The organism is Pseudoalteromonas sp. QJM3NY_22 (assembly GCF_056173065.1).
This window is the reverse complement of sequence record NZ_CM149655.1, coordinates 1,354,302-1,379,031: the sequence shown is the minus strand read 5'-3', so window position 1 is coordinate 1,379,031 and position 24,730 is coordinate 1,354,302. Positions and strand designations below refer to the sequence as shown.

General features: G+C 39.2%; 21 protein-coding genes and 2 pseudogenes. 7 read left to right on the top strand and 16 right to left on the bottom strand.

Annotated features, from left to right (window positions below):
* Positions 1-21: 21 nt before the first annotated feature.
* Positions 22-705: pseudogene (locus AC0VZ4_RS06065) on the top strand (aromatic amino acid transport family protein); the annotation flags it as partial.
* Here the strand turns inward: AC0VZ4_RS06065 and AC0VZ4_RS06060 are convergent.
* On the bottom strand, positions 704-1,963 hold the full coding sequence (locus tag AC0VZ4_RS06060; RefSeq protein ID WP_475439694.1) for an IS256 family transposase: 1,260 nt from the start codon (positions 1,961-1,963) through the stop codon (positions 704-706). The pseudogene AC0VZ4_RS06065 and the gene AC0VZ4_RS06060 overlap by 2 nt on opposite strands.
* 90 nt (positions 1,964-2,053) lie before the next feature.
* Between AC0VZ4_RS06060 and AC0VZ4_RS06055 the strand changes: the two are divergent.
* A pseudogene (locus tag AC0VZ4_RS06055) lies at positions 2,054-2,602 on the top strand (aromatic amino acid transport family protein); the annotation flags it as partial.
* An 80-nt stretch (positions 2,603-2,682) separates the two neighbouring features.
* Here the strand turns inward: AC0VZ4_RS06055 and AC0VZ4_RS06050 are convergent.
* The 6 genes from AC0VZ4_RS06050 to AC0VZ4_RS06025 all read right to left on the bottom strand — a co-directional run bounded on the left by AC0VZ4_RS06050 (position 2,683) and on the right by AC0VZ4_RS06025 (position 7,999).
* Positions 2,683-3,873, bottom strand: coding sequence for an amino acid aminotransferase (locus tag AC0VZ4_RS06050; protein WP_149605888.1), 1,191 nt, complete (start codon positions 3,871-3,873; stop codon positions 2,683-2,685).
* Between the two features lie 80 nt (positions 3,874-3,953).
* Entirely contained in the window at positions 3,954-4,514 is a 561-nt protein-coding gene (locus tag AC0VZ4_RS06045) for a GAF domain-containing protein (protein ID WP_475441195.1), read from the bottom strand.
* On the bottom strand, positions 4,511-5,770 hold the full coding sequence (locus tag AC0VZ4_RS06040) for an IS256 family transposase (protein WP_475439694.1): 1,260 nt from the start codon (positions 5,768-5,770) through the stop codon (positions 4,511-4,513). Before AC0VZ4_RS06040 ends, AC0VZ4_RS06045 begins: the two co-directional genes overlap by 4 nt.
* 95 nt (positions 5,771-5,865) lie before the next feature.
* On the bottom strand, positions 5,866-5,988 hold the full coding sequence (locus tag AC0VZ4_RS06035) for a hypothetical protein (RefSeq protein ID WP_475441194.1): 123 nt from the start codon (positions 5,986-5,988) through the stop codon (positions 5,866-5,868).
* 56 nt (positions 5,989-6,044) lie between these two features.
* Positions 6,045-7,694 (bottom strand): ATP-binding SpoIIE family protein phosphatase, encoded by a 1,650-nt coding sequence (locus tag AC0VZ4_RS06030; protein ID WP_475441622.1) that lies wholly within the window; start codon positions 7,692-7,694, stop codon positions 6,045-6,047.
* Entirely contained in the window at positions 7,694-7,999 is a 306-nt protein-coding gene (locus tag AC0VZ4_RS06025) for an STAS domain-containing protein (protein WP_007378350.1), read from the bottom strand. The genes AC0VZ4_RS06030 and AC0VZ4_RS06025 overlap by 1 nt, the downstream gene beginning before the upstream one ends.
* A gap of 135 nt (positions 8,000-8,134) precedes the next feature.
* Here AC0VZ4_RS06025 and AC0VZ4_RS06020 point away from each other — a divergent pair, with 135 nt between their 5' ends.
* Positions 8,135-8,464, top strand: coding sequence for an SUI1 family translation initiation factor (locus tag AC0VZ4_RS06020; protein ID WP_007378351.1), 330 nt, complete (start codon positions 8,135-8,137; stop codon positions 8,462-8,464).
* A gap of 12 nt (positions 8,465-8,476) precedes the next feature.
* On the opposite strand, the gene AC0VZ4_RS06015 is transcribed toward AC0VZ4_RS06020, so the two are convergent.
* Positions 8,477-11,497, bottom strand: a complete 3,021-nt coding sequence (locus AC0VZ4_RS06015; protein WP_475441193.1) for a bifunctional diguanylate cyclase/phosphodiesterase — start codon at positions 11,495-11,497, stop codon at positions 8,477-8,479.
* A gap of 187 nt (positions 11,498-11,684) precedes the next feature.
* Here AC0VZ4_RS06015 and tnpC point away from each other — a divergent pair, with 187 nt between their 5' ends.
* Positions 11,685-13,124 carry an IS66 family transposase gene (gene tnpC / locus AC0VZ4_RS06010; protein ID WP_475439674.1) on the top strand — a complete coding sequence of 480 codons (1,440 nt, stop codon included), beginning with the start codon at positions 11,685-11,687 and terminating at the stop codon, positions 13,122-13,124.
* Between the two features lie 291 nt (positions 13,125-13,415).
* Positions 13,416-14,576 (top strand): chorismate mutase, encoded by a 1,161-nt coding sequence (locus AC0VZ4_RS06005; RefSeq protein WP_149615347.1) that lies wholly within the window; start codon positions 13,416-13,418, stop codon positions 14,574-14,576.
* 139 nt (positions 14,577-14,715) lie between these two features.
* Here the strand turns inward: AC0VZ4_RS06005 and tyrA are convergent, their stop codons facing one another.
* The 6 genes from tyrA to ffh form a co-directional block, all read right to left on the bottom strand.
* Positions 14,716-15,849 (bottom strand): bifunctional chorismate mutase/prephenate dehydrogenase, encoded by a 1,134-nt coding sequence (tyrA, locus tag AC0VZ4_RS06000; protein WP_475441192.1) that lies wholly within the window; start codon positions 15,847-15,849, stop codon positions 14,716-14,718.
* A 234-nt stretch (positions 15,850-16,083) separates the two neighbouring features.
* The gene (gene rplS / locus AC0VZ4_RS05995; RefSeq protein ID WP_007581406.1) at positions 16,084-16,443 is read right to left on the bottom strand and encodes a 50S ribosomal protein L19; all 360 of its coding nucleotides are present in this window, start codon (positions 16,441-16,443) and stop codon (positions 16,084-16,086) included.
* Between the two features lie 33 nt (positions 16,444-16,476).
* Positions 16,477-17,244 (bottom strand): tRNA (guanosine(37)-N1)-methyltransferase TrmD, encoded by a 768-nt coding sequence (trmD, locus tag AC0VZ4_RS05990; RefSeq protein WP_008135721.1) that lies wholly within the window; start codon positions 17,242-17,244, stop codon positions 16,477-16,479.
* Complete coding sequence (rimM, locus tag AC0VZ4_RS05985) at positions 17,244-17,780, bottom strand: ribosome maturation factor RimM (RefSeq protein WP_008135722.1); 537 nt, start codon at positions 17,778-17,780, stop codon at positions 17,244-17,246. The genes trmD and rimM overlap by 1 nt, the downstream gene beginning before the upstream one ends.
* Positions 17,781-17,797: 17 nt before the next feature.
* The gene (rpsP, locus tag AC0VZ4_RS05980) at positions 17,798-18,046 is read right to left on the bottom strand and encodes a 30S ribosomal protein S16 (RefSeq protein WP_002962192.1); all 249 of its coding nucleotides are present in this window, start codon (positions 18,044-18,046) and stop codon (positions 17,798-17,800) included.
* 259 nt (positions 18,047-18,305) lie between these two features.
* Positions 18,306-19,685: a signal recognition particle protein gene (gene ffh / locus AC0VZ4_RS05975; protein ID WP_008135724.1), complete on the bottom strand. Its 1,380-nt coding sequence runs from the start codon at positions 19,683-19,685 to the stop codon at positions 18,306-18,308.
* Positions 19,686-19,935: 250 nt separating this feature from the next.
* On the opposite strand from ffh, the gene AC0VZ4_RS05970 reads away from it, so the two are divergent.
* Together AC0VZ4_RS05970 and AC0VZ4_RS05965 are read left to right on the top strand one after the other, a co-directional pair.
* Positions 19,936-20,742, top strand: a complete 807-nt coding sequence (locus AC0VZ4_RS05970; protein WP_007378359.1) for a cytochrome C assembly family protein — start codon at positions 19,936-19,938, stop codon at positions 20,740-20,742.
* A 61-nt stretch (positions 20,743-20,803) separates the two neighbouring features.
* Positions 20,804-22,072, top strand: coding sequence for an HlyC/CorC family transporter (locus tag AC0VZ4_RS05965; RefSeq protein ID WP_008135726.1), 1,269 nt, complete (start codon positions 20,804-20,806; stop codon positions 22,070-22,072).
* A gap of 144 nt (positions 22,073-22,216) precedes the next feature.
* Here the strand turns inward: AC0VZ4_RS05965 and AC0VZ4_RS05960 are convergent, their stop codons facing one another.
* A complete protein-coding gene (locus AC0VZ4_RS05960; protein WP_007378361.1) occupies positions 22,217-22,825 on the bottom strand; it encodes a transglycosylase SLT domain-containing protein in 609 nt (202 codons plus the stop codon).
* Between the two features lie 142 nt (positions 22,826-22,967).
* Entirely contained in the window at positions 22,968-24,545 is a 1,578-nt protein-coding gene (gene gshA / locus AC0VZ4_RS05955) for a glutamate--cysteine ligase (RefSeq protein ID WP_475441191.1), read from the bottom strand.
* Between the last annotated feature and the right edge of the window lie 185 nt (positions 24,546-24,730).

The window sequence follows — 24,730 nt, the reverse complement described above, 5'->3', positions numbered from 1 at the left end:
AATAATAATTAAGGTAATTAAGTGCTTAAAAATAAAACAATAGGGAGCATGTTAATTGTTGCAGGAACCACTATTGGTGCCGGAATGCTAGCATTACCGATTGCTTCTGCCGGTCTTGGTTTTAATACCGCATTAGTGCTAATAGTCGCGAGCTGGATGTTAATGACTTACACAGCGTTGCTTATGTTAGAGCTTCATCAGTACGCATCACGTGATGCTACCTTAAATACTTTAGCTAAACTTTGGCTTGGAAAACGCGGGCAGTATGTGGCTAATTTTTCAATGATTTTCTTATTTTATGCACTTTGTGCCGCTTATATTGCAGGTGGCGGAGCACAGCTCCAAGAGCGTATAAATATAGGTTTAAGTGTGAATATAGCACCACAACTTGGTTCAATTGTATTGGCGGTCATAATTGCGAGCGTTGTAACACTAGGCACCAGTAAAGTAGATAAATTAAACAGGGTGTTATTTACAATAAAAATCATTGTACTTGCTAGCTTGTTCTATATGTTAACGCCCTACGTTCAAGGTAAGCACTTATTAGAGATGCCAGTAGAGCAAGGCTTAATATTGTCAGCGATCCCCGTTATATTTACCTCATTTGGCTTTCATGGCTCTATTCCTTCTATTGTTAAATACGTAGGCCTTGAAATAAAAGTACTGCGCAAAGTAATGATTGCGGGTGCTGCTCGAGTTATTGTCAAATCTGGTGTATGAGCTCATCTTGATGCTCTGTTTGATCTTGAGTTATTCTTTCGCCGTCTTTAAATTTTACCCCTGTAATTACTTCAGCCAGTAGCTTAAATCCTCGCAAGCGGTACCATTTTTTCTCTGCCGACTGCGCGAGTTTAAAAACCATCATTAAGGTGGTTGTCCGGCTGCCACAACTCTTCACTTTATGCGTTCTCAGCCTTACCGTCGCAAACGTTGACTCTATCGGATTACTCGTTCTTATGTGCATCCAATGCTCAGCAGGATAATCATAAAATGCCAGCATTTCATCTTTATCCTTCATCAAGCAATCCGTCGCTTTTGGGTATTTGACTGAGTAATTTTTAACAAATAAATCATACGCTTTATAAGCAGAAGCTCGACTCTCTGCCATCCAGATATCTTGTAAATTCGCTTTGATTTTAGGTTGCATTGATTTCGGCACTTTGTTTAGCACATTCGCGATTTTATGCACCCAGCAACGTTGATGTTGGGTTGTTGGCCATACTTTGGTGAGGGCATTCCAAAACCCCAGCGCACCATCCCCTATGGCCAATTTTGGTGGTATTGTTAGACCCTGTGAGCGCAGTTGATTTAACACTTCAGTCCAGCTCTGCTCAGACTCACGAACCCCGTCAACCACCGCCAATAGCTCCTTTCTGCCCGTTTCATCTACCCCCATAATTACCAGTAAGCACAGCTTATCATCCATTCGAATTTTACTGTAAATCCCATCGGCCCAGATATACACATATCGACGTTTAGCCAAGGAACGTTTAGACCACTGCTGATACTCCGTTTCCCAGGTGGATTTCAACCGAGAGACACTATTGGCCGACAAACCTTTGGCTTGCTCGCCTAAAAGAGACACTAAAGCGGGCTGCATATCACCCGTCGAAATTCCTCGTAAATAGAGCCATGGGATCAGCTCTTCGATATTTTTTGTCCGTTTCAGATAAGGCGGGATCAAGGCACTATTGAATTTAATGCCTTCCTTTTTTCGATCCCTGACTTTAGGTATTTTGACCTCAATATCACCAAGGCCTGTTTGGATCGTACGCTCAGGCTGGTGACCATTTTTGACGATCCGCTGAAGTCCCTCGACGGTCTCATGCTGGTATTGAGCCAATAAAACAGCCAACTCAGCCTCAATCGCTTGAGCTAACAACTGCTGCGCCCCGCTTTTAAGCAACTGCTCTAACGGATTGTCTGGTTTTTCAATGGAAATAACATTATCATTTTCAGTCATTGCGATGTCTCTCTGGTTAATTGTTGATCCGGTCAAGATCAATTAACAGATTACATCGCAATGACTTTTTCTCATACACCAGAAACGACTATAGCTCGTGCTGCTCTGCCTTTAGTGATTTATATTTTTTGGCAATTACTGAGCCAAGGTATTATGAGCCAAGCTGATTTACTCAACAGCCAAGGCCTTAATGGGTTTGTATCTAGCGTGGCAGGTATTGCGCATAACCCAAGCGTAACGACCGCCGTTAAGTTATTTGCTGATTTAGCCCTTGCAACATCATTTTTAGGCGTGAGTTTAGGTTTATTCGACTTTTTTGCCGATGCATTTAAAAAAGGTGACAATAAAACAGACCGAATTAAAACAGCCTTAATTACGTTTATGCCGCCACTTGGCTTTGCATTATTCTATCCACAAGGCTTTATTATGGCTTTAGGTTATGCTGCAATTGCACTTGTCGTACTTGCAATATTTTTGCCTGTAGCAATGGTTTATAAACAACGCCGTTCTTCTTCTGTCAAAACGGGTTATAAAGTCCGTAGCGGAAATATAGGACTTGGAATTGCAGCAGTGTGCGGAGTTACTATTATTACTGCGCAGTTTATGCAAATGGCGGGGCTTATTCCTGCTATCGGTTAAAGGTTACTGCTTTTTGTTTAAATTTAGATAATAAAAAACCGCACATCATTATGATGTGCGGTTTTTTATATTAACTGCGTTTATTTACAAACGTCAGCTACAGCATTTGAAAAGTATTCAATATTTGAATGACTAACACCTGCAACATTTACGCGGCTTGAGCCAACAATGTAAATACCATATTCTTTTTGTAGGCGAGCAATTTGCTCTTTATTAATACCTAAAAAAGAAAACATACCATTTTGGCGTTCAATGAATGAGAAGTCTTGAGCAATATCTTTAGTTGCTAAACTTTCTTTAATTAAGCTACGTAAACCGTTTATACGGCTACGCATTTCATCAAGTTCACTGTGCCACAATTGTGTAAGCTCTGTACTGCTTAAAATAGTATTAACAATATCGGCACCGTGTGCTGGCGGCATTGAGTAAATACTACGCACAACGCTTAGCATTACAGAGTTTGAAATATCTGCTGTTGCGCTGTCTTTTGCAATTAGTGAACATGCACCAATACGCTCGCGGTATAAGCCAAAGTTTTTAGAACATGAAGAACAAATAATTAGCTCTTCTACTGCATCAGCTAAAATACGTAAGCCACGTGCATCTTCTTCAAGTGAAGCACCAAAGCCTTGGTATGCAATATCAACAAGTGGTGTAAAGCCAACTTCTTTTGCAAGTTCGGCAACTGTGTTCCACTGTGTTTCGTTTAAGTCCATACCGCTTGGGTTATGACAACATGCATGCACTAAAACCACATCCCCTTTAGGCACTTGTTTAAGTGTGTTGATCATTTCATCAAACAGTAAGTCTTTGTTTTCGTAATCGTAATACGGGTATTCTTTTACTGTTAAGCCTGCTGCTTCAAATAAACTAATATGGTTAGCCCATGTTGGATTAGTTACCCAAACAGTCGCGTTAGTATTACAACGCTTAATAAATTCAGCTGCAACGCGAAGTGCTCCTGTACCACCAGGAGCTTGCGCGGTACGCACGCGATTTGCTAGCAATGCTTGATGTTCGCCTAGTAGTAACTGCTCCATCTTTTGGCAGTAATCTAAGTTACCCGCTAAACCAATGTAAGATTTGCTCATTTCGTTTTCAAGACGAAACGCTTCAGCTTTTTTAACCGCTTTGAGTACCGGTGTATTGCCTTGCTCATCTTTGTAGACACCTACCCCTAAATCAATTTTATTAGGGTTTGTATCTTGTTTATAGGCCGCCATAAGGCCAAGAATAGGATCTGTTGGTAATGGTTTTAATACTGAGAACATTGGCTATCTCTTATCGTTATTTAGGGGTTAGCTGTTAGCCTAAGCTTAACATAAAAGCACATCACATTGACTAGTGTTATTTACACTAGAAAGTGAGGAATTTTAATACAACACGCAATTAAAACGGCAAGTGTCTTGTCATCAAAAAAGTCATTTTTAAAGGCTTCTGCATCTATAATACCAACGCATTCATTTTGCGCGTTAAATAGAGGTAAGCAGGTTTCTGATTTAACTTTAGGATCGCATGTGTAGTATTCACCACCTTGTGATAAATACGCCTCGACGTTATTGATAATACGACCATGGTGAGATAACGCTACCTGTACATTGTTGCTAGCAGCAGCAAAAGCTTCTGTTAATGGAAATAACGGACGACTTGGCACCCCATGATAAGCCAATTTGAGTAATTGCTTACCTTCACTGGTATTGGTTGATTGATAAATACCATACCAGTTGACACCTGTTTGCTGCTCAATGTAGCTTACAATACTTTGTAGACTAGCTAGCTTAAACTGTGTTTGCTCATCACTTTTAAGATAGTCAGTTAATTTGAATGGCTCATCTTGTAGGTAACCAAATAAACTACACGCACCGCCCTCGCCAAGCTCAGGTATTTGATACTCCCAACGAGTTATTGTCAAATCTGGTGTATGAGCTCATCTTGATGCTCTGTTTGATCTTGAGTTATTCTTTCGCCGTCTTTAAATTTTACCCCTGTAATTACTTCAGCCAGTAACTTAAACCCTCGCAAGCGGTACCATTTTTTCTCTGCCGACTGCGCGAGTTTAAAAACCATCATTAAGGTGGTTGTCCGGCTGCCACAACTCTTCACTTTATGCGTTCTCAGCCTTACCGTCGCAAACGTTGACTCTATCGGATTACTCGTTCTTATGTGCATCCAATGCTCAGCAGGATAATCATAAAATGCCAGCATTTCATCTTTATCCTTCATCAAGCAATCCGTCGCTTTTGGGTATTTGACTGAGTAATTTTTAACAAATAAATCATACGCTTTATAAGCAGAAGCTCGACTCTCTGCCATCCAGATATCTTGTAAATTCGCTTTGATTTTAGGTTGCATTGATTTCGGCACTTTGTTTAGCACATTCGCGATTTTATGCACCCAGCAACGTTGATGTTGGGTTGTTGGCCATACTTTGGTGAGGGCATTCCAAAACCCCAGCGCACCATCCCCTATGGCCAATTTTGGTGGTATTGTTAGACCCTGTGAGCGCAACTGATTTAACACTTCAGTCCAGCTCTGCTCAGACTCACGAACCCCGTCAACCACCGCCAATAGCTCCTTTCTGCCCGTTTCATCTACCCCCATAATTACCAGTAAGCACAGCTTATCATCCATTCGAATTTTACTGTAAATCCCATCGGCCCAGATATACACATATCGACGTTTAGCCAAGGAACGTTTAGACCACTGCTGATACTCCGTTTCCCAGGTGGATTTCAACCGAGAGACACTATTGGCCGACAAACCTTTGGCTTGCTCGCCTAAAAGAGACACTAAAGCGGGCTGCATATCACCCGTCGAAATTCCTCGTAAATAGAGCCATGGGATCAGCTCTTCGATATTTTTTGTCCGTTTCAGATAAGGCGGGATCAAGGCACTATTGAATTTAATGCCTTCCTTTTTTCGATCCCTGACTTTAGGTATTTTGACCTCAATATCACCAAGGCCTGTTTGGATCGTACGCTCAGGCTGGTGACCATTTTTGACGATCCGCTGAAGTCCCTCGACGGTCTCATGCTGGTATTGAGCCAATAAAACAGCCAACTCAGCCTCAATCGCTTGAGCTAACAACTGCTGCGCCCCGCTTTTAAGCAACTGCTCTAACGGATTGTCTGGTTTTTCAATGGAAATAACATTATCATTTTCAGTCATTGCGATGTCTCTCTGGTTAATTGTTGATCTGGTCAAGATCAATTAACAGATTACATCGCAATGACTTTTTCTCATACACCAGAAACGACTATAGCTCACTCCCAACGCACATCAGGCAAAATTGTGTTTGTAAGATGCAACTCAAGCTTTTCAAGCTCTGTTGAAATCAAAGTAGGATTTGCACTTAGTTGTGCTTTTTTTAGGTAAGAAGAAATCATTTAGCCATCCATACATCTAAAGTTTTCAGAATAATAGCATGGATATTTTTACAGAGCTAGCTCAACTTGTAACACATTTCTACCTGATTACCACTGGCATTGTAAGTTACTTTCTCGGCTATCTCTTTAAGTAATGACAAACCTCGGCCAAATTCACTATTCGTCGCAGAAAGTTCACTTTCACCACGATTAAACCCTCGACCCGAGTCGCAAATAATAAAATATAAGCTTAATGTATCTGGGCAATAACGCATATCTATAATAATCATCGCATCTGACAACGCTGCGAGGGCTTTTTCTCTCATCTCATAGTATTTAAAAAAACCATCTTCTTGTAGTTTAATGTCTGAGTCTAAACCCAATACGCCATGGTCAAGTGAATTATTATAAGCTTCAGAAAGTAATAAAAATATATTTGAACGATGATCTTTTAATCCGCCTACCCCGCTTAAAATATTAACTAAATCGTATACGGGATCTGTTTGCTTTATTTGCTTAGCATTTAAACTTAGCGACAAATTAAATGCTAACGTTGAAAACTTCTCTCTAACCTGCTCTTGCGAAGCAAGAGGCAAACAATTAAGTAAAACAATACTGACATCATCTTGTTGCTCGCTCCCATCAGCAAACTCACTCACATATCCAACTATGTTTTCACAGCTAACCATGGGTTTACTTTTTAACGTTTCTAAAAAGCGTTCTTCACCAAAAAAAACATCATTTTTATTAGTTGTTTCTATAATCCCATCTGTTGCAAATGCTAAACGAGTTTCATGATCTGTTTCAAAATGAATAACTTCGTGCTCAAACTCATCTTCATCTAAAATACCTAATGCCATATGTTGAGATTCAAGAACTTGCTTAACATCACCATTTTGATCAATTAAATACGCATCTGGTAATCCGCCTAACCATGCCGATATGCTTTTCCCAGAAGAACTAAGCTCTATAATTGTTGCCGCACAAAACATATGACCAGGTAGTAAGTTATAAAGTAACGTATTAATTTCAGAGGCGACGTCGTTCACAGCCATACCTTTACTTACCATTCTATAAAAGGCACGCGAAGCAGGTAATGCACCAATAGCAGCAGCTAAACCATGCCCCGTAAAATCGCCAAGCATACAGTAAAGGTTACCAATGGGACTTTGTGCAACTAAAAACATGTCTCCATTAAACATAGATGCAGGTGATAGATTGAAATCGAGGTGGTCTTTAAATTTATCTTGATTTTCGAGTGAGTTATTAAAAATATGTTCAATAATCTCATGCTCTCTTTCGTTTTGGTTGTGATGATATTGAAGGAGTTCTTTTTGTTGATTGGCTTTTTTACTCAATTGGCGAGTGCGGCTGTGCGCTTTAATTTTTGCATGCAAAATAACTTTTTCAAAAGGCTTTTGAATAAAGTCATCTCCGCCTACTTCTAAACAGCGCTCAAAACTACCTTGATCATCCAAAGAAGTAATAAAAATAATCGGTAGATAAACTTCATCAAAGCGTTGTTTTATTTTTTGAGCTGCTTCAAAGCCATCCATTACAGGCATTATTACATCAAGTAAAATAATATCTATATCTTGAGTTTCAAGCACTTTTAATGCTTCAAGACCGTTATACGCCATCGATATTTTGTAGCCGTCCTCCTCAAGAATCTTACTTAATAAGATTCGGTTAAGCGCCTGATCATCAACAATAAGCACATGGATCATCAGCAAATATCAAACTTTTTATCAAAGCGTGAAATTTGTAATATTTTTCGTAACTGTGGCTGACAATTACTTATCTCAATTGTACCTACTTGGCTTTCTATTGTTTTTTTCATGTTAAGTAACATGCCTAATGCCGAGCTATCCATGTACTCTGTTTCTCTTAAATCAACAATTACTTTTACTATATTTGCATTTATTTGAGCGTAAGCTTGTCGAAAAGATTGCACTAAATTAAAGTCAAACTTACCCTTAATTTGTATTGTTAAGGTCGTTCCATCCGCTGATGTGCTCTTAGTTAAGTTCATATATGGGTTCCAATAATATTTCCTTTAAACTAAATATAACCTGTTAAAACTAATTAGCAAAAAGAAAAACACACTAGCGCAAATTTGTTATCATTTGAGCTATTGTTTAATTCATTTTATCTATGTAGGTTAGGTATGAGTGATAATCACTTAGTATATTCGACGGATTCTGGGCGCATTAGTCAGCCTAAACCAGAAAAAGAAAGTACCGGAAAAATTTTTAAAGATGGTTTTTTGCGTATTGAACGTCAAACAAAAGGACGTAAAGGCAAAGGAGTTATGCTGGTTGTTGGAATAGATGCAAAAGATCATGATTTAAAAAAGCTGGCCAAAACAATTAAAAGCAAAATGGGCCAAGGTGGGGCAGTTAAAGATGGCACTATTGAAGTTCAAGGTGATGATCGAGACAAGCTAAAAGCGATTCTCGAAGGCTTAAAATTTAAAGTGAAAATTGCGGGTGGCTAAACCCGCATTTTACTACTCACTTTGTAACGCTTCAAAGTCAGGTATATCCTTTAGCCTATCAAACAATTTTGGTAACTCAGATTCAGTAATTGGTGGGCTAAAATAATACCCTTGCACTATAAAACAATTATTATTTTGCAAAAATTGTATTTGTTCTATCGTCTCAACACCTTCAGCAACCACTTTAAGTTTTAACTTTTGCGCCATTGCAATAATTGCAGCCGTAATTTCCATATCATTGCTATCCTCTGGGATGTCTTTTACGAATGAACGATCAATTTTTAATATGTTGACCGGGAATCGTTTTAAATAACTTAAAGACGAGTAACCTGTACCAAAATCATCTATAGAAATCGAAACACCTAATGCCTTAAGCTCATGCAACTGCGTTATTGCTGCTTCGACATTTCCCATTAGCATGCTTTCGGTTAATTCTAAATGCAGATGCTTAGCAGACACCCCTGATTTAATAATCATTTTACTAAGCATTGGTACTAAGCTAGCATCTTTAAATTGACGAACAGATAAGTTAATCGAAATATTATTACTTCGGCCTTTCTCTTGTAATCTAACTGCAAAATCGCATGCTTCTTGAAGTACCCAAGCACCCAACTCAACAATTAAACCTGTTGCCTCGGCAATTGGTATAAACTTGGTAGGAGGAATAAGCCCCTCTGTTGGGTGAAACCACCTAAGCAAAGCTTCATAGCCAACAACATGCTGATTTCGGCTATCGACTTGTGGTTGATAGTAAACAGCAAATTGTTTTTCTTTCAATGCTTGTCGTAGTTCGTTTTCTATAAATAATCGCTCATTTGCCGCAGAGTCCAATTCTTGGCTATAAAAGTGAAATGTATTACGCCCTTTTGCTTTGGCTTCATACATGGCCAAGTCGGCATGTTTTAACAACTGATCTTCTTCAAGGCTGTCGTAAGGGGCCATTGTAATACCTATACTGGCACTAATAATAACTTCATTACTGCCAAGTTTTATAGGCACATTTAACGTTTTTTGAATCGTATTCGCAACATCGGTAGCATGCTCTTGATGCTCAATACCACTGAGTAAAACCGCAAACTCATCTCCGCCTAATCGAGCAATGGTATCTTCTGCTCTTAAACGTTTTTTGAGCCTATTTGCCACCTCTATTAACAACTGATCCCCAGCATCGTGCCCTAGTGTGTCGTTAATACGTTTAAACTCATCTAAATCGAAGTAAAATAGTGCAAAGGCATAATGCCCTCTTTCTGCAAGTGCCATCGATTTGCGTAACTGCATTCTAAAAAACGTTCTATTTGCTAAGCCAGTCAATGTGTCAAAATAAGCTAACTGCTCCATTTTACGCTGACTTTCTTTTACAAATGAAATATCTTGCGCAGACGCAACATAACTTGTTATTTTTCCGCCGTCCTCGCGAATTGGAGAAACACTCAGCGAAACCCAAATGGGTTGTTTATCTAAAGCTTGAATAAGTGTATCACCACGCCAATAGTTACGACTTCTCAGATCAATGTCTATGTCTTCAACCAAAATGGCCATTTCGGAGGCAATAATACTTAACAATGGCGCTCTACTAAAGTGACTTTCTTGATACCCTGTCATCTCAAGCATTTTAGGGTTTACATATTCTATAAAGAAGTTTTCATCGGTGATCACAACACCAGTCCCAGAAAATGCAACCGCTTTGGATAAACGATTAGCTGCTTTTTCTGCTATTTCTTTTTCTGTAATACGCATATTGAGGCCATCAATGAGTTTGCGTATTTCTACTGCCATATCTCTAAATGAGCCGTTCAATGTGCCAATTTCATCTTTATTTTCTTCAGGGAATTCAGTTGTTAACTTCCCTTGGCCAAAGTTTGTCACTGCATAAACTAAAGTATGAAGGCGACGAAGAACAAGCTGATAAAGTGCTTGATGTAGCAATAAAGCAACTAAAATCGCATATAGAATGAATAACCCAAAAAACTTAAGCTTCAGTTCTTGAAGAGCTGAGAGCGTCGATGAACGTTTTTTATAGACACCAATATACCAATCTAAACCTTCTACTTTACGGATATTAATAATATGCGCTTCACCATTTTGCTTAAATGAATTCGCGTATTCAGGTAACTTCCTTTTAGTTGCATCACTAATAATCGATTGTAGTTCTTGGTTAACAAAGTCGTAGGTTTTAAGTACTTTACCTTTACTCCCGTAACTGGCTAATAAGCTCGAACTTACTTCTGGGTGCGCTAACAGCTGCCCTTTGCTATCAAATACTAATAAATGTTTTTCTTTGTCGCCCACAGGCAACTGAAATATAAGCGTATCAAGCGCAATATCATTGCCTGTCACACCTAAAAACTCATTATCGACATAAATCGGAACTAATAAACTAATAACCCATTTACGCCAAACTTTATCGTAGTAAACATTTGACCACGTTGGTTCACGGCTTGGGTTAGTTTTTCCTTGAACATAATTAAATGTAGGCCCTTTAGTGAACTTAAATCCGGCGGGTGCATTTAGTGCCCAATTAGGCGGAGATATCCGTATAAAGTTATCTTTAGTAATTAAGTAAAAATTAAAAAAATCATTAATAATTGTTGGGGAGATAATTCGCCATAATGATTCTGAGTCGTTAATTAATTGCTTATAAAAAGGTGAGTAACTCTCTTGCGGTAAATAAGCTGCTGATAAACCATCTGCAGACGCACTTCGGATTGTACCATCACTGTTAAACTGTAACTGAGACCTGTTTTTAAGATCAATTGAAACTTGTGTAGAGAACAGCTGCTCTGCAACAACTTTATTGGCCTGCTCTGCGGTATTAACTTTGCTTTTAATCAATCCATCAAATTGCTTAACAAGTAACTCTGTTGAACCTTTAAGTACTTCGTGCTCTTCAAAAACAAGTTGCTTTTCTTCTGACTTGAGCATTAAGGCAGCCGCACACACGCCCGCAATTAAACAAATTGCAGATATTAGCAATGATAATTTTACACTTAGTGAGTTAACACCAAAACGCGATGGAGGGCGTCGATACACCACAGGTCAACCTTATTAGTAATTGTTATTATTTTTAACCAGTAGCCGAAATATACCAGATCCGCTTCGTAATTATAAATTTTTTGTAACTATTCACCATGGTAAATTATTTTCAAAGGATCTTTTTTAACTATTGACCGATCCCGCCAGTATGCCAAGCTAGGGCTATGACCTAATAGCCCTAGCTTCAATGAATTTAAACAGCATCAACATCGACGAAATCGTTGAGAAAACCAAAGCTCAATTACAAGAAGGTAAAACTCTCACGCCTGCGCTGAAGATGTCTATTGAACTCATTCTGGTTGTCGTTGTTATGTTAGCAAGTAAATTAGGACTTAACAGTAACAATAGCAGTATCCCGCCATCAAAAGACATCAACCGAAAAAAACAAAACAAAGAGAAATCAGCCAAGTCAGCGGGTGGTCAAAAAGGCCGTGCAGGTAAAACACTAACCCAAACACAGACGCCTGATGAGATCAAAATCATCCTAGTTGAACGTGATTTTTTACCGAAAGGTCACTACCGTGAAATTGGCTTTCAAAAACGACAGGTTGTCGATATAGATATCAGGAAAGTGGTCACTGAATACCAAGCACAAATTCTGGAAAATGAGCAAGGTAAGCGTTTTATTGGTGAATTTCCAGAAGACGTTAACAGTCCTATTCAATATGGGGTTGGTGTAAAAGCCCATGCAGTTTACCTATCCCAATATCAATTACTCCCTTACAACCGCATTGAAGAATATTTTTGTGATCAACTCGGTATTCCAATCAGTGCGGGTAGTTTATTTAACTTTAATGAACAAGCAGCGGCCTTGGTAAAGTCCTCCGGCGCAGAAGCCGCGCTCAAGAAAGCCCTGAAAACGACTTATCAAGCCTTACACGTTGATGAAACGGGGATTAATATAGGTGGTAAACGACGATGGCTTCATGGTGCATCAACGACGTGGTGGACGTATTTTTACCCGCATGAGAAAAGAGGGAAAATAGCGATGGATGACGCCGATATTTTACCTCACTTTACTGGGGTACTATGCCACGACCACTGGAAACCGTATTATCAATATACACAGTGCCAACATGCCTTGTGTAATGCACATCATATCCGAGAGTTAGAAAGGGCATGGGAGCAAGACGGTATGCAATGGGCAAAGGATTTGCAAACCCTACTGACTGAAATCAATAAACATCAAATAGATAACCCCGAGCTAGATGCAGACACAAAAGCTCACTATATAGAGAAATATCAACAAATATTGGCTCAAGGTGACATTAAATGCCCTCCACCGGATAGAAACAGCCGAGTAAAAGGCCAGCGAGGCAGATTGAAACGAACAAAGTCTAGAGCGTTGTTAGAGCGGTTAAGAGATTATCAAGATGATGTCTTACGGTTCATGACGGAAACAGCGGTGCCTTTTAGCAACAACCAAGGTGAGAATGATATTAGGATGACCAAGGTTCATCAAAAGATATCTGGGTGCTTCAGAAGCATGCAAGGTGCAGAGATGTTTTGTTTAATCAGAAGCTACCTCTCGACTTGCAGAAAACAGCATGTATCAGCAAGCCTAGCCCTTGAATTACTCTTCAAAAATCAGTTACCTGATATATTTATTGAAAATGTGGCTGAATAGTTACAATTTTTTATAGTTTATCTCTAAAAAAATAGAACGATAAATATTAAATTTATAGTTAACTCATTATTTCGCATAACTGTCTGTTGACATTAATGGTAACTCTCCATACATTGTAATGATGAATATTATTTGTTCTCACACTACCTTTTCGTTTTTTAGCTTCTTTATATAAAAGAGGCTGACCTGTTTGTGAGATAAAATCAATCGAATAGTAAAGCCTCCCAACCGGGAGGCTTTTTTATTTCTGCTGCATAATAACAGCTTGTTTTTTGGAATGAGGAAACCAAAATGACCAATGATGTATTAAATACATTAAGACACGACATAAATGAAATAGATTCAGATTTACTTGTGTTGCTCGCCAAGCGCCGCCGCATTAGCCATGGTGTGGTTGAATACAAAATTGCTAACAATAAACCAATTCGCGATGAAGCACGTGAACTCGCACTTTTAGAGAAACTGATTGGTTATGGTAAATCACTAGGTTTAGATGCTTACTACGTAAATAATGTTTTTCAAACTATTTTGGAAGATTCTGTTTTACACCAACAAGCTATGCTACAAAAAAACCTTAATCCAGATGCCCTTAGTGAAACACATCGTGTAACTTACTTAGGTGGTCAGGGTTCTTATAGCCAGCTAGCATGTCATAAATACTTTAGCCGCCGCCCTGGTAAATTAGTTGAAATTGGTTGTACATCGTTTGACGAAATAACAGGTAAAGTAGAAAACGGCCAAGCTGATTTTGGTTTATTACCTATTGAAAATACCAGTTCGGGTAGTATTAATGAGGTGTTTGATTTACTCCAACACGCACAAGTATCTATTGTTGGTGAAGTAACACACAGCGTTGAACATTGTTTATTAGCGACACCTAATACAGAACTAGGCCAATTAACAAAAATATTCGCCCATCCTCAACCATTTGCGCAGTGCAGTCGTTTTTTACAGGGCTTAGGTGAGTTACAACACGAAACCTGTGACTCAACGTCAAGCGCGCTGCAGTCGGCACTAAATACGCCAATGAGTGCTGCAATTGGTTCAGCGCAAGCAGGGAAAAACGTAGGGTTAGAAGTTATTAAAACTAATCTTGCTAATCAAAGTGAAAACCATAGCCGCTTTATTGTCGTTGCTCGCAAACCACTGCAAGTTTCGAATCAAATTCCAACTAAGACCAGTTTGATCATGTCTACAAAACAACAAGCGGGGTCGCTTGCTGACGCGTTAATGATTTTTAAACAGCATAAGATTAATTTAGTTAAACTGGAGTCTCGCCCAATGCCTGGTAACCCATGGGAAGAGGTGTTTTATGTCGATTTAGAAGCAAATTTAGCGGATAGCCAAGTAAAAGAAGCGCTAGAAGAACTTAAAGAGCACACCCAATATGTACGTATTTTAGGATGCTACCAAAGCGAGTCATTACAGGCAGTAAGCGTGAATACTCAATAAGCAATTTTATAAATCAAAAAGGGCCGATATAGGCCCTTTTAGTTAACCAGTGCTAATCTGTATAATACCAACCCGCAATAATACTTAATCAATTTGAGGGATTTCCCCCCCCATATCTAAGCAAACGGTATAACAAATATTAATCTAGCACTTTTGAATCATTCGCTTTATTTAATAAGCTTCTGCTTTGCGTTAAAAAGTGTTCTGTCGAGTCAGAAAAGTAAACTTTAGCCTGCGCAAAAGAATCAATAAGTGCTGCTTTATCTCCCGCCTTTAATTTTTCTAATGTGTTAGCAAAGGTATCTTGATACTGCGCGAGTAAAGTCTCTACATCATCAAACTGCGCTAACATAATATCAGAGTAAAGCTCAGGTGATTGAGCAAATAAACGCCCTACCATCATTAATTCAAGTTGATAAATAGGTGATGAACAACTACGTAGTTCCTCAAGTGTATGGCTTTGTTTTGCTAAAAACTGTCCGTAGACAAAGGTTGTTAAATGACGCATTACTTGAATAATTTGCATTGCTTCATCGTGTTTTTTTGCGTCAAGCTCAACAAGCTGACAACCCCAAACCTGTAATTGCTCTAATAATCCTTTTGCGGCTTGGTGATCTCGCCCTTCACATACAACGACTGTTTGTTTTACCCAGTGTGATATGTCAGGTCCAAACATAGGATGCAAACCAACTACAGGGCCACTGTGCGCGACTTTTAGTGCTTTAATAGGTGATTGCTTTACCGATGTAATATCAACGAGTAAGCAATCATCATCTAGTTTAGGTAACTTAGCTACTACAGCGCCCAATGCGTTAATTGGCACGCTGATCATTACTAGCTTGGCACCCTTTAAAATACCTTGCGCTTCGTTTTGCTGATCTTTATCTAAAATTTTAACGTTGTAACCTGAGCGAATAAACTGCTGAGCAAATAACTGACCCATGGCACCTTGGCCGCCCACAATAACAATAGGTGAAAGCTCTGGCGCAGCACATGCAAGTTTTGCTTGTTGGTTTTGATAGGCTTCTCGCATCATGCGTCTTAGTATATCTTCAACAAGATCTGGGCTTACACTTTGATTGATCGCTTCTTGTCGTCTTGCTGCTAATAGCTCTGCTTCACGTTCAGGTGCATGTAAAGGCGCCCCTGTTTGTTGTTTTATCTCACCAATCTTTTGCGTAATACCGTTACGTTTAGCAAGTAAGGCAACAAGTTGTGCGTCGCATTCATCTATACCCTCTCTTAGCTGTGCTAAATCACTTATGTCAGCCACGTTCATCCCACCTTAAAAAACAAATAACGTAAATATAAATTTACATAAAAGTAAACTAATCAATACGATAAATACTAACAGGATCAGGTAACTGAGAAAAGGCTAAAGCGGAAATTTTACTAATGAAGAATTGAGAATTGAGAATTGAGAATTGAGAAAATAATATTCTAAAACCAAAACGGGTTGCAACCCGAAGGATGCAACCCGTTTTTTTGCGTTGATAAACAGCGCGTATTAGTTAAGTTTTTCTCTAATACGTGCAGATTTACCAGAACGCTCACGTAGATAGTAAAGCTTAGCACGGCGAACTGCACCGCGACGCTTAACTGTTACGCTATCAATAAGAGGGCTGTGCGTTTGGAATACACGCTCAACGCCTTCACCGTTCGAGATTTTACGAACTGTGAATGCTGAGTGAAGACCACGATTACGCTTAGCGATTACAACACCTTCAAAGGCCTGTAGACGCTCTTTAGCACCTTCTTTTACTTTTACCTGTACAACCACTGTATCACCAGGGCCAAATGCAGGTACGTCTGTTTTAAGCTGCTCATCTTCAAGCGCTTTAATAATATTTTGGTTTACTTTTGCCATTATGTTTCTCACTTTCCTAGGTGTAACTGTCTTCTAGCCACAAGCTTTTTGGTACTCTTGCTGAAATTTCGCGAGTAATACCGCTTGCTCCTCAGTCAGAGCTAGGTTATGCAACAAGTCAGGACGTCGTAACCAAGTTCTGCCTAATGACTGCATAAGCCGCCATTTTGCTATCTCTTGGTGGTTACCACTGAGTAATACAGCAGGAACCTGTTTGTCGTCCAATGTTTCTGGTCGTGTATAGTGTGGACAATCTAACAAGCCATCCGAAAATGAATCTTGTTCCGCTGACTGGTTATGACCTAACACACCTGGCACTAATCGCGCTACTGCGTCAATTAATGTCATGGCAGGTAGTTCACCTCCACTCAAAATAAAATCACCAATCGACCATTCTTCGTCAACATATGATTCTATTATTCTCTCATCTATACCTTCATAGCGACCGGCAATCAAAATCAGTTTTTTAGCGTTAGCGAGTTCGCTAGCGCCTTGCTGATCAAGTTTGCGCCCTTGCGGGGACATATAAATTACTTTAGCACCATCACCAGCAGCTTTTTTAGCTTCGGCAATCGCTTTTTTTAATGGTTCAACCATCATTAACATACCCGGTCCGCCCCCGTAAGGACGGTCATCTACGGTTCTATGCTTATCTAAAGCGTAGTCTCGCGGATTCCAGCAGTTAAAATCAATTAAGCCATTTTTTACTGCGCGACCGGTAACACCTTGGTCTGTAATAGCGTCAAACATGTCTGGAAAAAGGCTTATCACCCCTACCCATAATGAACTAGTTTGCGTCATTAAAACCCAGGATCCCAGTCTACGGTAATTTCTCTTGCGTCGTATTTAACTTCTTTAATAACTGAATCAGTTAAAAAAGGAATCAAACGCTCAGCTTGACCAAATGCATCTTTACTATTTGCTTTCACAACTAGTACGTCATTTGATCCTGTCTCCATCAGGTCATCAACAATGCCTAAGCTATAACCTTTATCAGTTACAACCGACATGCCAATGAGATCTCGCCAATAGAACTCACCTTGCGGGAGTTCAGGTAATTGCGCTGAATCCATCGAAATTTCTGCATGGGTATAAGCCATTGCTTCGTCTCGATCGTTTATTTGCGCAAATTTAGCGATAAAGCCTTTGTTGTGGCGACGCCAGTCGACCACTTCTAAGGACTGCCATTTACCTTGCTGCCCTATCAACCACGGGCTGAAATCGAAGATCCCTATGGGATCATCAGTAAATGAATGTACCTTAAGCCAGCCCTTTATACCATATGGGGCACCGAGCTTTCCTACGACAATTATTGATGAGGTGTTCTCTTGACTCATGGTTACACTTACGCCTATTAAGCCGCTTTACGAGCGTCTTTTACTAACTTAGCTACGCGATCTGAAAGAGATGCGCCCTGACCTACCCAGTGTTCAACACGTGGTAAATCTAAACGAATTTTTTCTTCTTGACCTGAAGCAATTGGGTTAAAAAAGCCTACTTTCTCGATGAAGCGACCGTCACGCGAGAAACGGCTATCCGCAACCACAATTTGATAGAAAGGGCGTTTTTTAGCGCCACCACGTTGCAAACGAATAGTTACCATACCGTCCTCTATAAAGATTGACTGTTTTCATTAATAAGATTTACTCCCCAGAATGGGGAGCTGGGGAATTGTACGAGTTTTTGGCAATAACGCAAGTAAGAAGTGCAGCAAAAAGGCAGTTTAGTAGGTTAAACCGTGATCTCAACTGAAAATTAGAGCTTATGAGGTATTACGCGCATAATTTATTCAATAAAAAAGGAGCTATTTGCTCCTTTTTTGTCGTTTATTTATTCTTTCAAAAATAGCTAAAGGCTAATATTTAAAATTTAGGGCCGCCGCCGCCCATCATTCCAGGAGGTAACATGCCTTTCATACCGCGCATCATTTTGGTCATGCCGCCTTTGCCTTTCATTTTTTTCATCATTTTTTGCATTTGCGTAAATTGCTTAAGCAACTTATTGATTTCTTGTACCTGTGTACCTGAGCCAGCTGCAATACGTTTTTTACGCGAACCTTTAATAATTTCTGGGCGTGCACGCTCTTTTTTAGTCATCGAGCTAATAATAGCTTCCATTTGGATAAATGTTTTATCACCCATTTGACCTTTAACTGCATCTGGTAAGTTAGACATACCAGGGAGCTTATCGAGCATCGACATCATGCCCCCCATATTTTTCATTTGCTTTAGTTGATCCGCAAAATCATCAAGGGTAAAGCCTGCGCCTTTAAATACTTTTTCAGCAACTCTGGCAGCTTGCTCTTTATCTACTTTCATCTCGACTTCTTCGATTAATGAAAGTACATCACCCATGCCTAAAATACGTGACGCTATACGGTCAGGATGAAAAGGTTCAAGTGCGTCAGTGCGCTCACCAACACCCATAAACTTAATAGGCTTACCTGTTATATGACGAATAGATAAAGCCGCACCACCACGTGCATCACCATCAGTCTTTGTTAATATAACACCGGTAAGTGGTAATGCCTCGTCAAATGCTTTAGCTGTATTTGCCGCATCTTGACCTGTCATTGCATCAACAACAAATAATGTTTCAATTGGGTTGATTGCTTTATGAAGGTCTTTAATTTCGTCCATCATGTCACTATCGACATGTAAACGCCCTGCGGTATCAACAAGTACTACATCGATGAATTTCTTTTTTGCATGAGAAATAGCTGCTGTTGCAATATCTACAGGTTTTTGCGAGATATCACTTGGGAAAAAATCAACATCAACTTCAGCAGCAAGCGTTTCTAACTGCTTAATTGCCGCAGGACGGTATACGTCGGCACTCACTACTAGTACAGATTTTTTCTTACGCTCTTTTAAAAATTTTGCAAGCTTTGCGACACTGGTTGTTTTACCTGCACCTTGAAGACCAGCCATCATTACAACCGCAGGCGGTTGCGCGTTTAAGCTTAGCTCTTCGTTTGCTTCACCCATCGCTTTTTCAAGCTCTTCGCGTACTATTTTTACAAATACTTGGCCTGGGCTTAAGCTTTTTGTAACTTCAACACCGACTGCACGTTCCTTTACTTGCTTTACAAAGTCACGAACAACTGGCAACGCCACATCGGCTTCTAAAAAAGCCATACGCACTTCACGAAGAGTGTCTTTAATGTTGTCTTCAGTTAGGCGGCCACGACCACTGATATTTTTTAAGGTTTTACCTAATCGTTCTTGGAGGTTCTCAAACATGTATCGGTTCCGATAAGACGTTATATCAATCTAATTACACAGCTTTTTTATTTAGCCATCCAATTAAGGATATTGATATTATTAAATTTGAATTAAAAACAGTATACCGTAAATGGTGCCGGACAATACAGTGTTCAAGTGCCGCTAGTTGAGTTTCTTTTTTTAAGGTCTATCCATTTGCTTTGCTATAAAATACAATGCCAATATAACAACAAGGATTTTTTGACTCAAATTAAGTGGCCCAAGCACAATGCTGATTATTAGTTTAACTATTATTGCCAGTTTATTTTATGTGTTAGCAACGTCTCACGTGCTATCACGACTGTTTCATCAACAAGGCCCTAGCCAGAAAGTAACTGTAATATTAAGTACGGTTGCTATATTGGCGCACATGCTGCTGTTAGTGAATTCAGTGTTTCGATCCGATGGTCAAGATTTAAGTATCGTTAATGTCTCTTTACTTACCTGTTGGGTTATTGTTGTATCTGTCACAGCCGTGTCATTAAAGTTTCCGGCGACCCTATTACTTCCGGTTGTTTACGGTTTCGCAGCACTTCTAACTATCGCTAGTTTATTTATACCGCACCATCTTTTGTTGCAAAGTATAAATGTTGAAATAGGCTTAGTGACACATATCTCTATTTCTTTACTCGCATACTGTATTTTGATTATTGCTACCCTATATGGCGTACAGTTTTACTTTATCGATAAGCGATTAAAACGAAAAGATTTAGCAATTGTACACAGTCATTTACCCCCTCTGATGGTTGTTGAGCGCCAGCTCTACCAACTTTTAAACTTAGGGACAATCCTTCTTACTTTTGCATTGCTGTCAGGGTTTTTATTTCTTGATGGGATGTTTGCTAAAGAGTTTATCCATAAAACGATACTGTCGTTAATCGCGTGGGTAATTTTTGCTGTTGTTGCATTAGGTCATATGAAAAAAGGTTGGCGAGGAAAACCGGTCGTTATTACAATTATGATTGCTGCATTTATCCTCACACTTGCTTATTTTGGCAGCCGTTTCATACAAGAAGTAATACTAAATAAGTTTTAACTTGACTCTGCTTGCTCACTCTAGCTTAATACGCATTGATTTATAAGAAAAGGATCCATCGTTGGACGACATATCGACAAGTACCCTATTTATCATTTTAGGTTTTTTGGTGCTTTTTTCTGCTTACTTTTCCGGCTCTGAAACCGGAATTATGTCAATCAATCGTATACGCTTGCGACACCTCGCTAAAGAGGATCATCGTGCAGCTAAACGAGTCAGTAAATTACTTAGCCGTCCAGATAGGCTCATCGGTTTAATCTTAATCGGTAACAATCTTGTTAATATAGCAGCAGCCCAAGTGGCTACGATTATAGGCATTCGCCTTTACGGTGACCTTGGTATTGCTATAGCAACGGGTGTGTTAACTTTAGTCGTGCTTATATTTGCCGAAGTAACTCCGAAAACCCTTGCTGCCCTCTATCCTGAAAAAGTGGCCTTTCCAAGCTCAATAATACTTAAAGGGTTACTAAAAATTCTATTCCCTTTTGTCGTTGTTATTAACTGGATGACCAACGGAATACTGCGATTATTTGGTATTAGCGCCGCTCAAATAGACGAACACAGTATGAGTAAAGAAGAATTAAAAACCGTACTCAATGAGTCAGGCGCACTTATTCCTGCACGCCACCAAAGCATGCTCACCTCAATTTTAGACTTAGAACAAGTAACCGTTGAAGATATCATGATCCCACGTAACGAAATTGTGGCGATAGATATAAATGATGATTGGAAACTAATTAGCCGCCAGTTAACTCATGCACAACATACCCGTGTGTTGTTATACAGAGATAACATAGATGATGCCGTCGGTTTTATTCACTCACGCGATGCGCTTAGGCTTCTTACAAAAGAGCAGTTTGATAAACCTTCGCTGCTACGTGCTGTACGTGAAATTTACTTTATTCCTGAAGGTACGTCCCTTAATACTCAACTTTTAAAATTCCAATTATCTAAAGAACGTATTGGCCTCGTCGTTGATGAGTACGGTGATATTCAAGGCCTAGTAACCCTTGAAGATATTTTAGAAGAAGTGGTTGGCGATTTTACAACAACACAAACACGCACTCCGAGCGAAGAAGTAACAACCCAAACTGATGGTTCTTGTATTGTGGATGGCGGTGCTAACGTACGCGATTTAAATAAAGAAATGGGTTGGGATTTCCCACTTGACGGTCCTAAAACATTGAGTGGTTTAATTGTTGAATATTTAGAAGATATTCCTGATGCAAATATTAGTTTACGTATTGCGGGATACCCTGTTGAAGTACTTGAAGTAAAAGAGAACATGATTAAACAGGTAAAAATACATCCCAATAAACGAACTCGTTAAAGTAAAAAGGAGCCGAATTGGCTCCTTTTTTAGTAATGAAAATAATTAACCTAAACTCTGGTTAAGAGATTTTCAGTAAATTCAATAAAATTAACGCTGAAAATAGCTACTCGAGATAGATTTATTATCCAGAATTCAGGTTAATTAACTAAATAATCGCTCTAACCACCCTTTATCAAGCTCTTCTTCACAACGCTTTAATTGTGCGCCATAGCGACTAGCTCGGTGTTTAACTTTATTTGCGACGCCCATTAGCCATTTTTTCTTTTTATAAGTACCACGCTTATATCCGCCCCAGCCTTCGTGATAATTAAGATATTGCGCATAAGCATCCCATTTAGAAATACCATTCACTTTATGCGTTTTATAAACAAACCATGCCATAAAATCTATTGCATCATCAAAGTCATCTCTATCAGCACCATTATTACCTGTTTCGCGAATATAATCTGCCCATGTAGGAGTCTTAGCTTGCGAGTAACCATAAGCGTCACTGGCACGCCCAGTTGGAATTATCCACAAAAAGTATTCCATTGGTGGCGCTGCATCGTGTTTAAATGAGCTTTCTTGATACATCATGCTCATTAATACATGCTTAGGTGAACCCCACTTTTCTTGAGCGTCTCTTGCATCGAAATACCAATCGGATTTTTCCTTAAAAATCTTACAAATATCATTCGGTTGCTTTGGTGGTGCTGTAGCGCACCCCGCAAGAGTAATAGCTAGAGATAACATTAGTGCATTTTTTTTCATGTTTTTAGATCTCACTGAACTTTTATAAAAAGTGTGGGTCTGATTTTATAATGCAGCAGTACAGCATTGTTTCATCCCTGAAAAGTATTTACGCAGCCAACTTGGGCTGCGTTTTTTTGTCTAAAAATAGTGGGCATTAAACTTACTTACTGGCAAAATATGCATCTAAGAATGCTTTGAACGATTGCGTATCCGCTTGCTCAATTGCCACTTGTGCCTCATTAGACTCTATAACTTGTTGTTCCAGCCAAGGCTTTAAAAACTCACTGTAGTCAGTTTCAGCATGACTTTTTTTATACTTATTAGCTAATGCTAATGCGAAGTGCCCGTTATCTAAACCAGATTCTTTTAGTTGTGAAACGTAACGTCCCGAGTAAGTCAGTGCGGGGTTATCAATCCACGTTGCCATACGCTTTATAGTATCTGAGTAATAATTAACACCGTAAGCATTATCCATCCATCTAGCAACATCCGTTAGCTGGGTAAATATTTCGCCCCCCCACGACTGCAGGCTTCGTTCTTCGTTATTAAAGTTAAGCATTAGTCCTTCTTCTCGACCTTGATTGACTACTGTGTCGAGGTTTTCTGTACTACGTGCTTGTTCTTTCCAATCCATTGGAGCTGAATCTTTTAATAAACAATATGTTAAAAATACATCTAAAAAGTGAATTTGCTCTATATCAATACCCACTTCGCTAAAAGGGTTAACGTCTAATGCGCGAATTTCTACATACTCAATGCCAGCTCTAAGCAGCGAGTCTGTCGGCGTTTCACCATTTTTAGCATTTCGTTTAGGGCGAATTGGTGAGTAAAATTCATTTTCTATTTGCAAAATATTTTTATTAAGCTGCTTAGGATCTTCACTCGTATAATCGTCAATATCGCTATAGATTTCAGATGGGGTATTGATCGCTTTTTTCAAACCCGCTACATATTCATCTAGTGAATTATACATTACGCGCAATGATGACTGTGCGCTATTTGTATACCCCAGATTACCTAAACGAAGTGCAGTACCGACTTCTAAATAAAGTGTACCTTTCCCTAATTTTTTAAATGGCAAGTCGGTTTTGCGACCTTGTAAAAATGAATTACATAGCGCCGGAGATGCACCGAACATATAACTTATCAACCACAGCTCGCGTTTAAAATTACGGATCAGTGCTAAATAACCATCAGAGATAAAATCTTGTAAACTGGCGTTACTTTGTTTTAGTGAATGAAGTGATTGCCAAAGTGTGTCCGGAAAAGAAATATTAAAATGTACGCCTGCAATTGCTTGCATCATACTACCGTAACGATTTTTTAACCCTTCACGGTATAACGTTTTCATTTGACCAGTATTTGAGCTGCCAAATTGTGCTAATACAATATCATCTTGATGTTCAATAAAGCACGGCATGCTAATAGGCCAAAGTAATTCATCGCCCATTTTTTCTAAAGTGAATTTTTGCAAATCTTTTAATTGCTTAAGTGTCTGTATAGACGATTCGCTAACAGGGGTAATGAACTCAAGCAAAGACTCAGAAAAATCAGTGGTGATATGCCCATTAGTTAATGCACTTCCAACCCCTTTAGGATGCCCTTGAGCTGATATAACACCATCGTTTTTTATTCTTAACGACTCTCGCTCAATACCACGCTTAATGCCTTTAACTGCGTGTTTATGCTCATTTGCTGATAACGCGTTTAGCGTATTTGTTAAATCATGTGTTGTCAAAAATGCTTCCTCGGGCCACGTGGCTTAATCATAGGGTTATGGGGGCTAATTACCTAGACTCAAGATTAAATTGCTAAGAACAAAACAATTTCTCAAAATTAATTATCATTTATCCAATTTGGATATGCGTTTGATATGGCAGGCATCATACAGTAAACCCTAATATTGCCACCGCTCTTGGTATT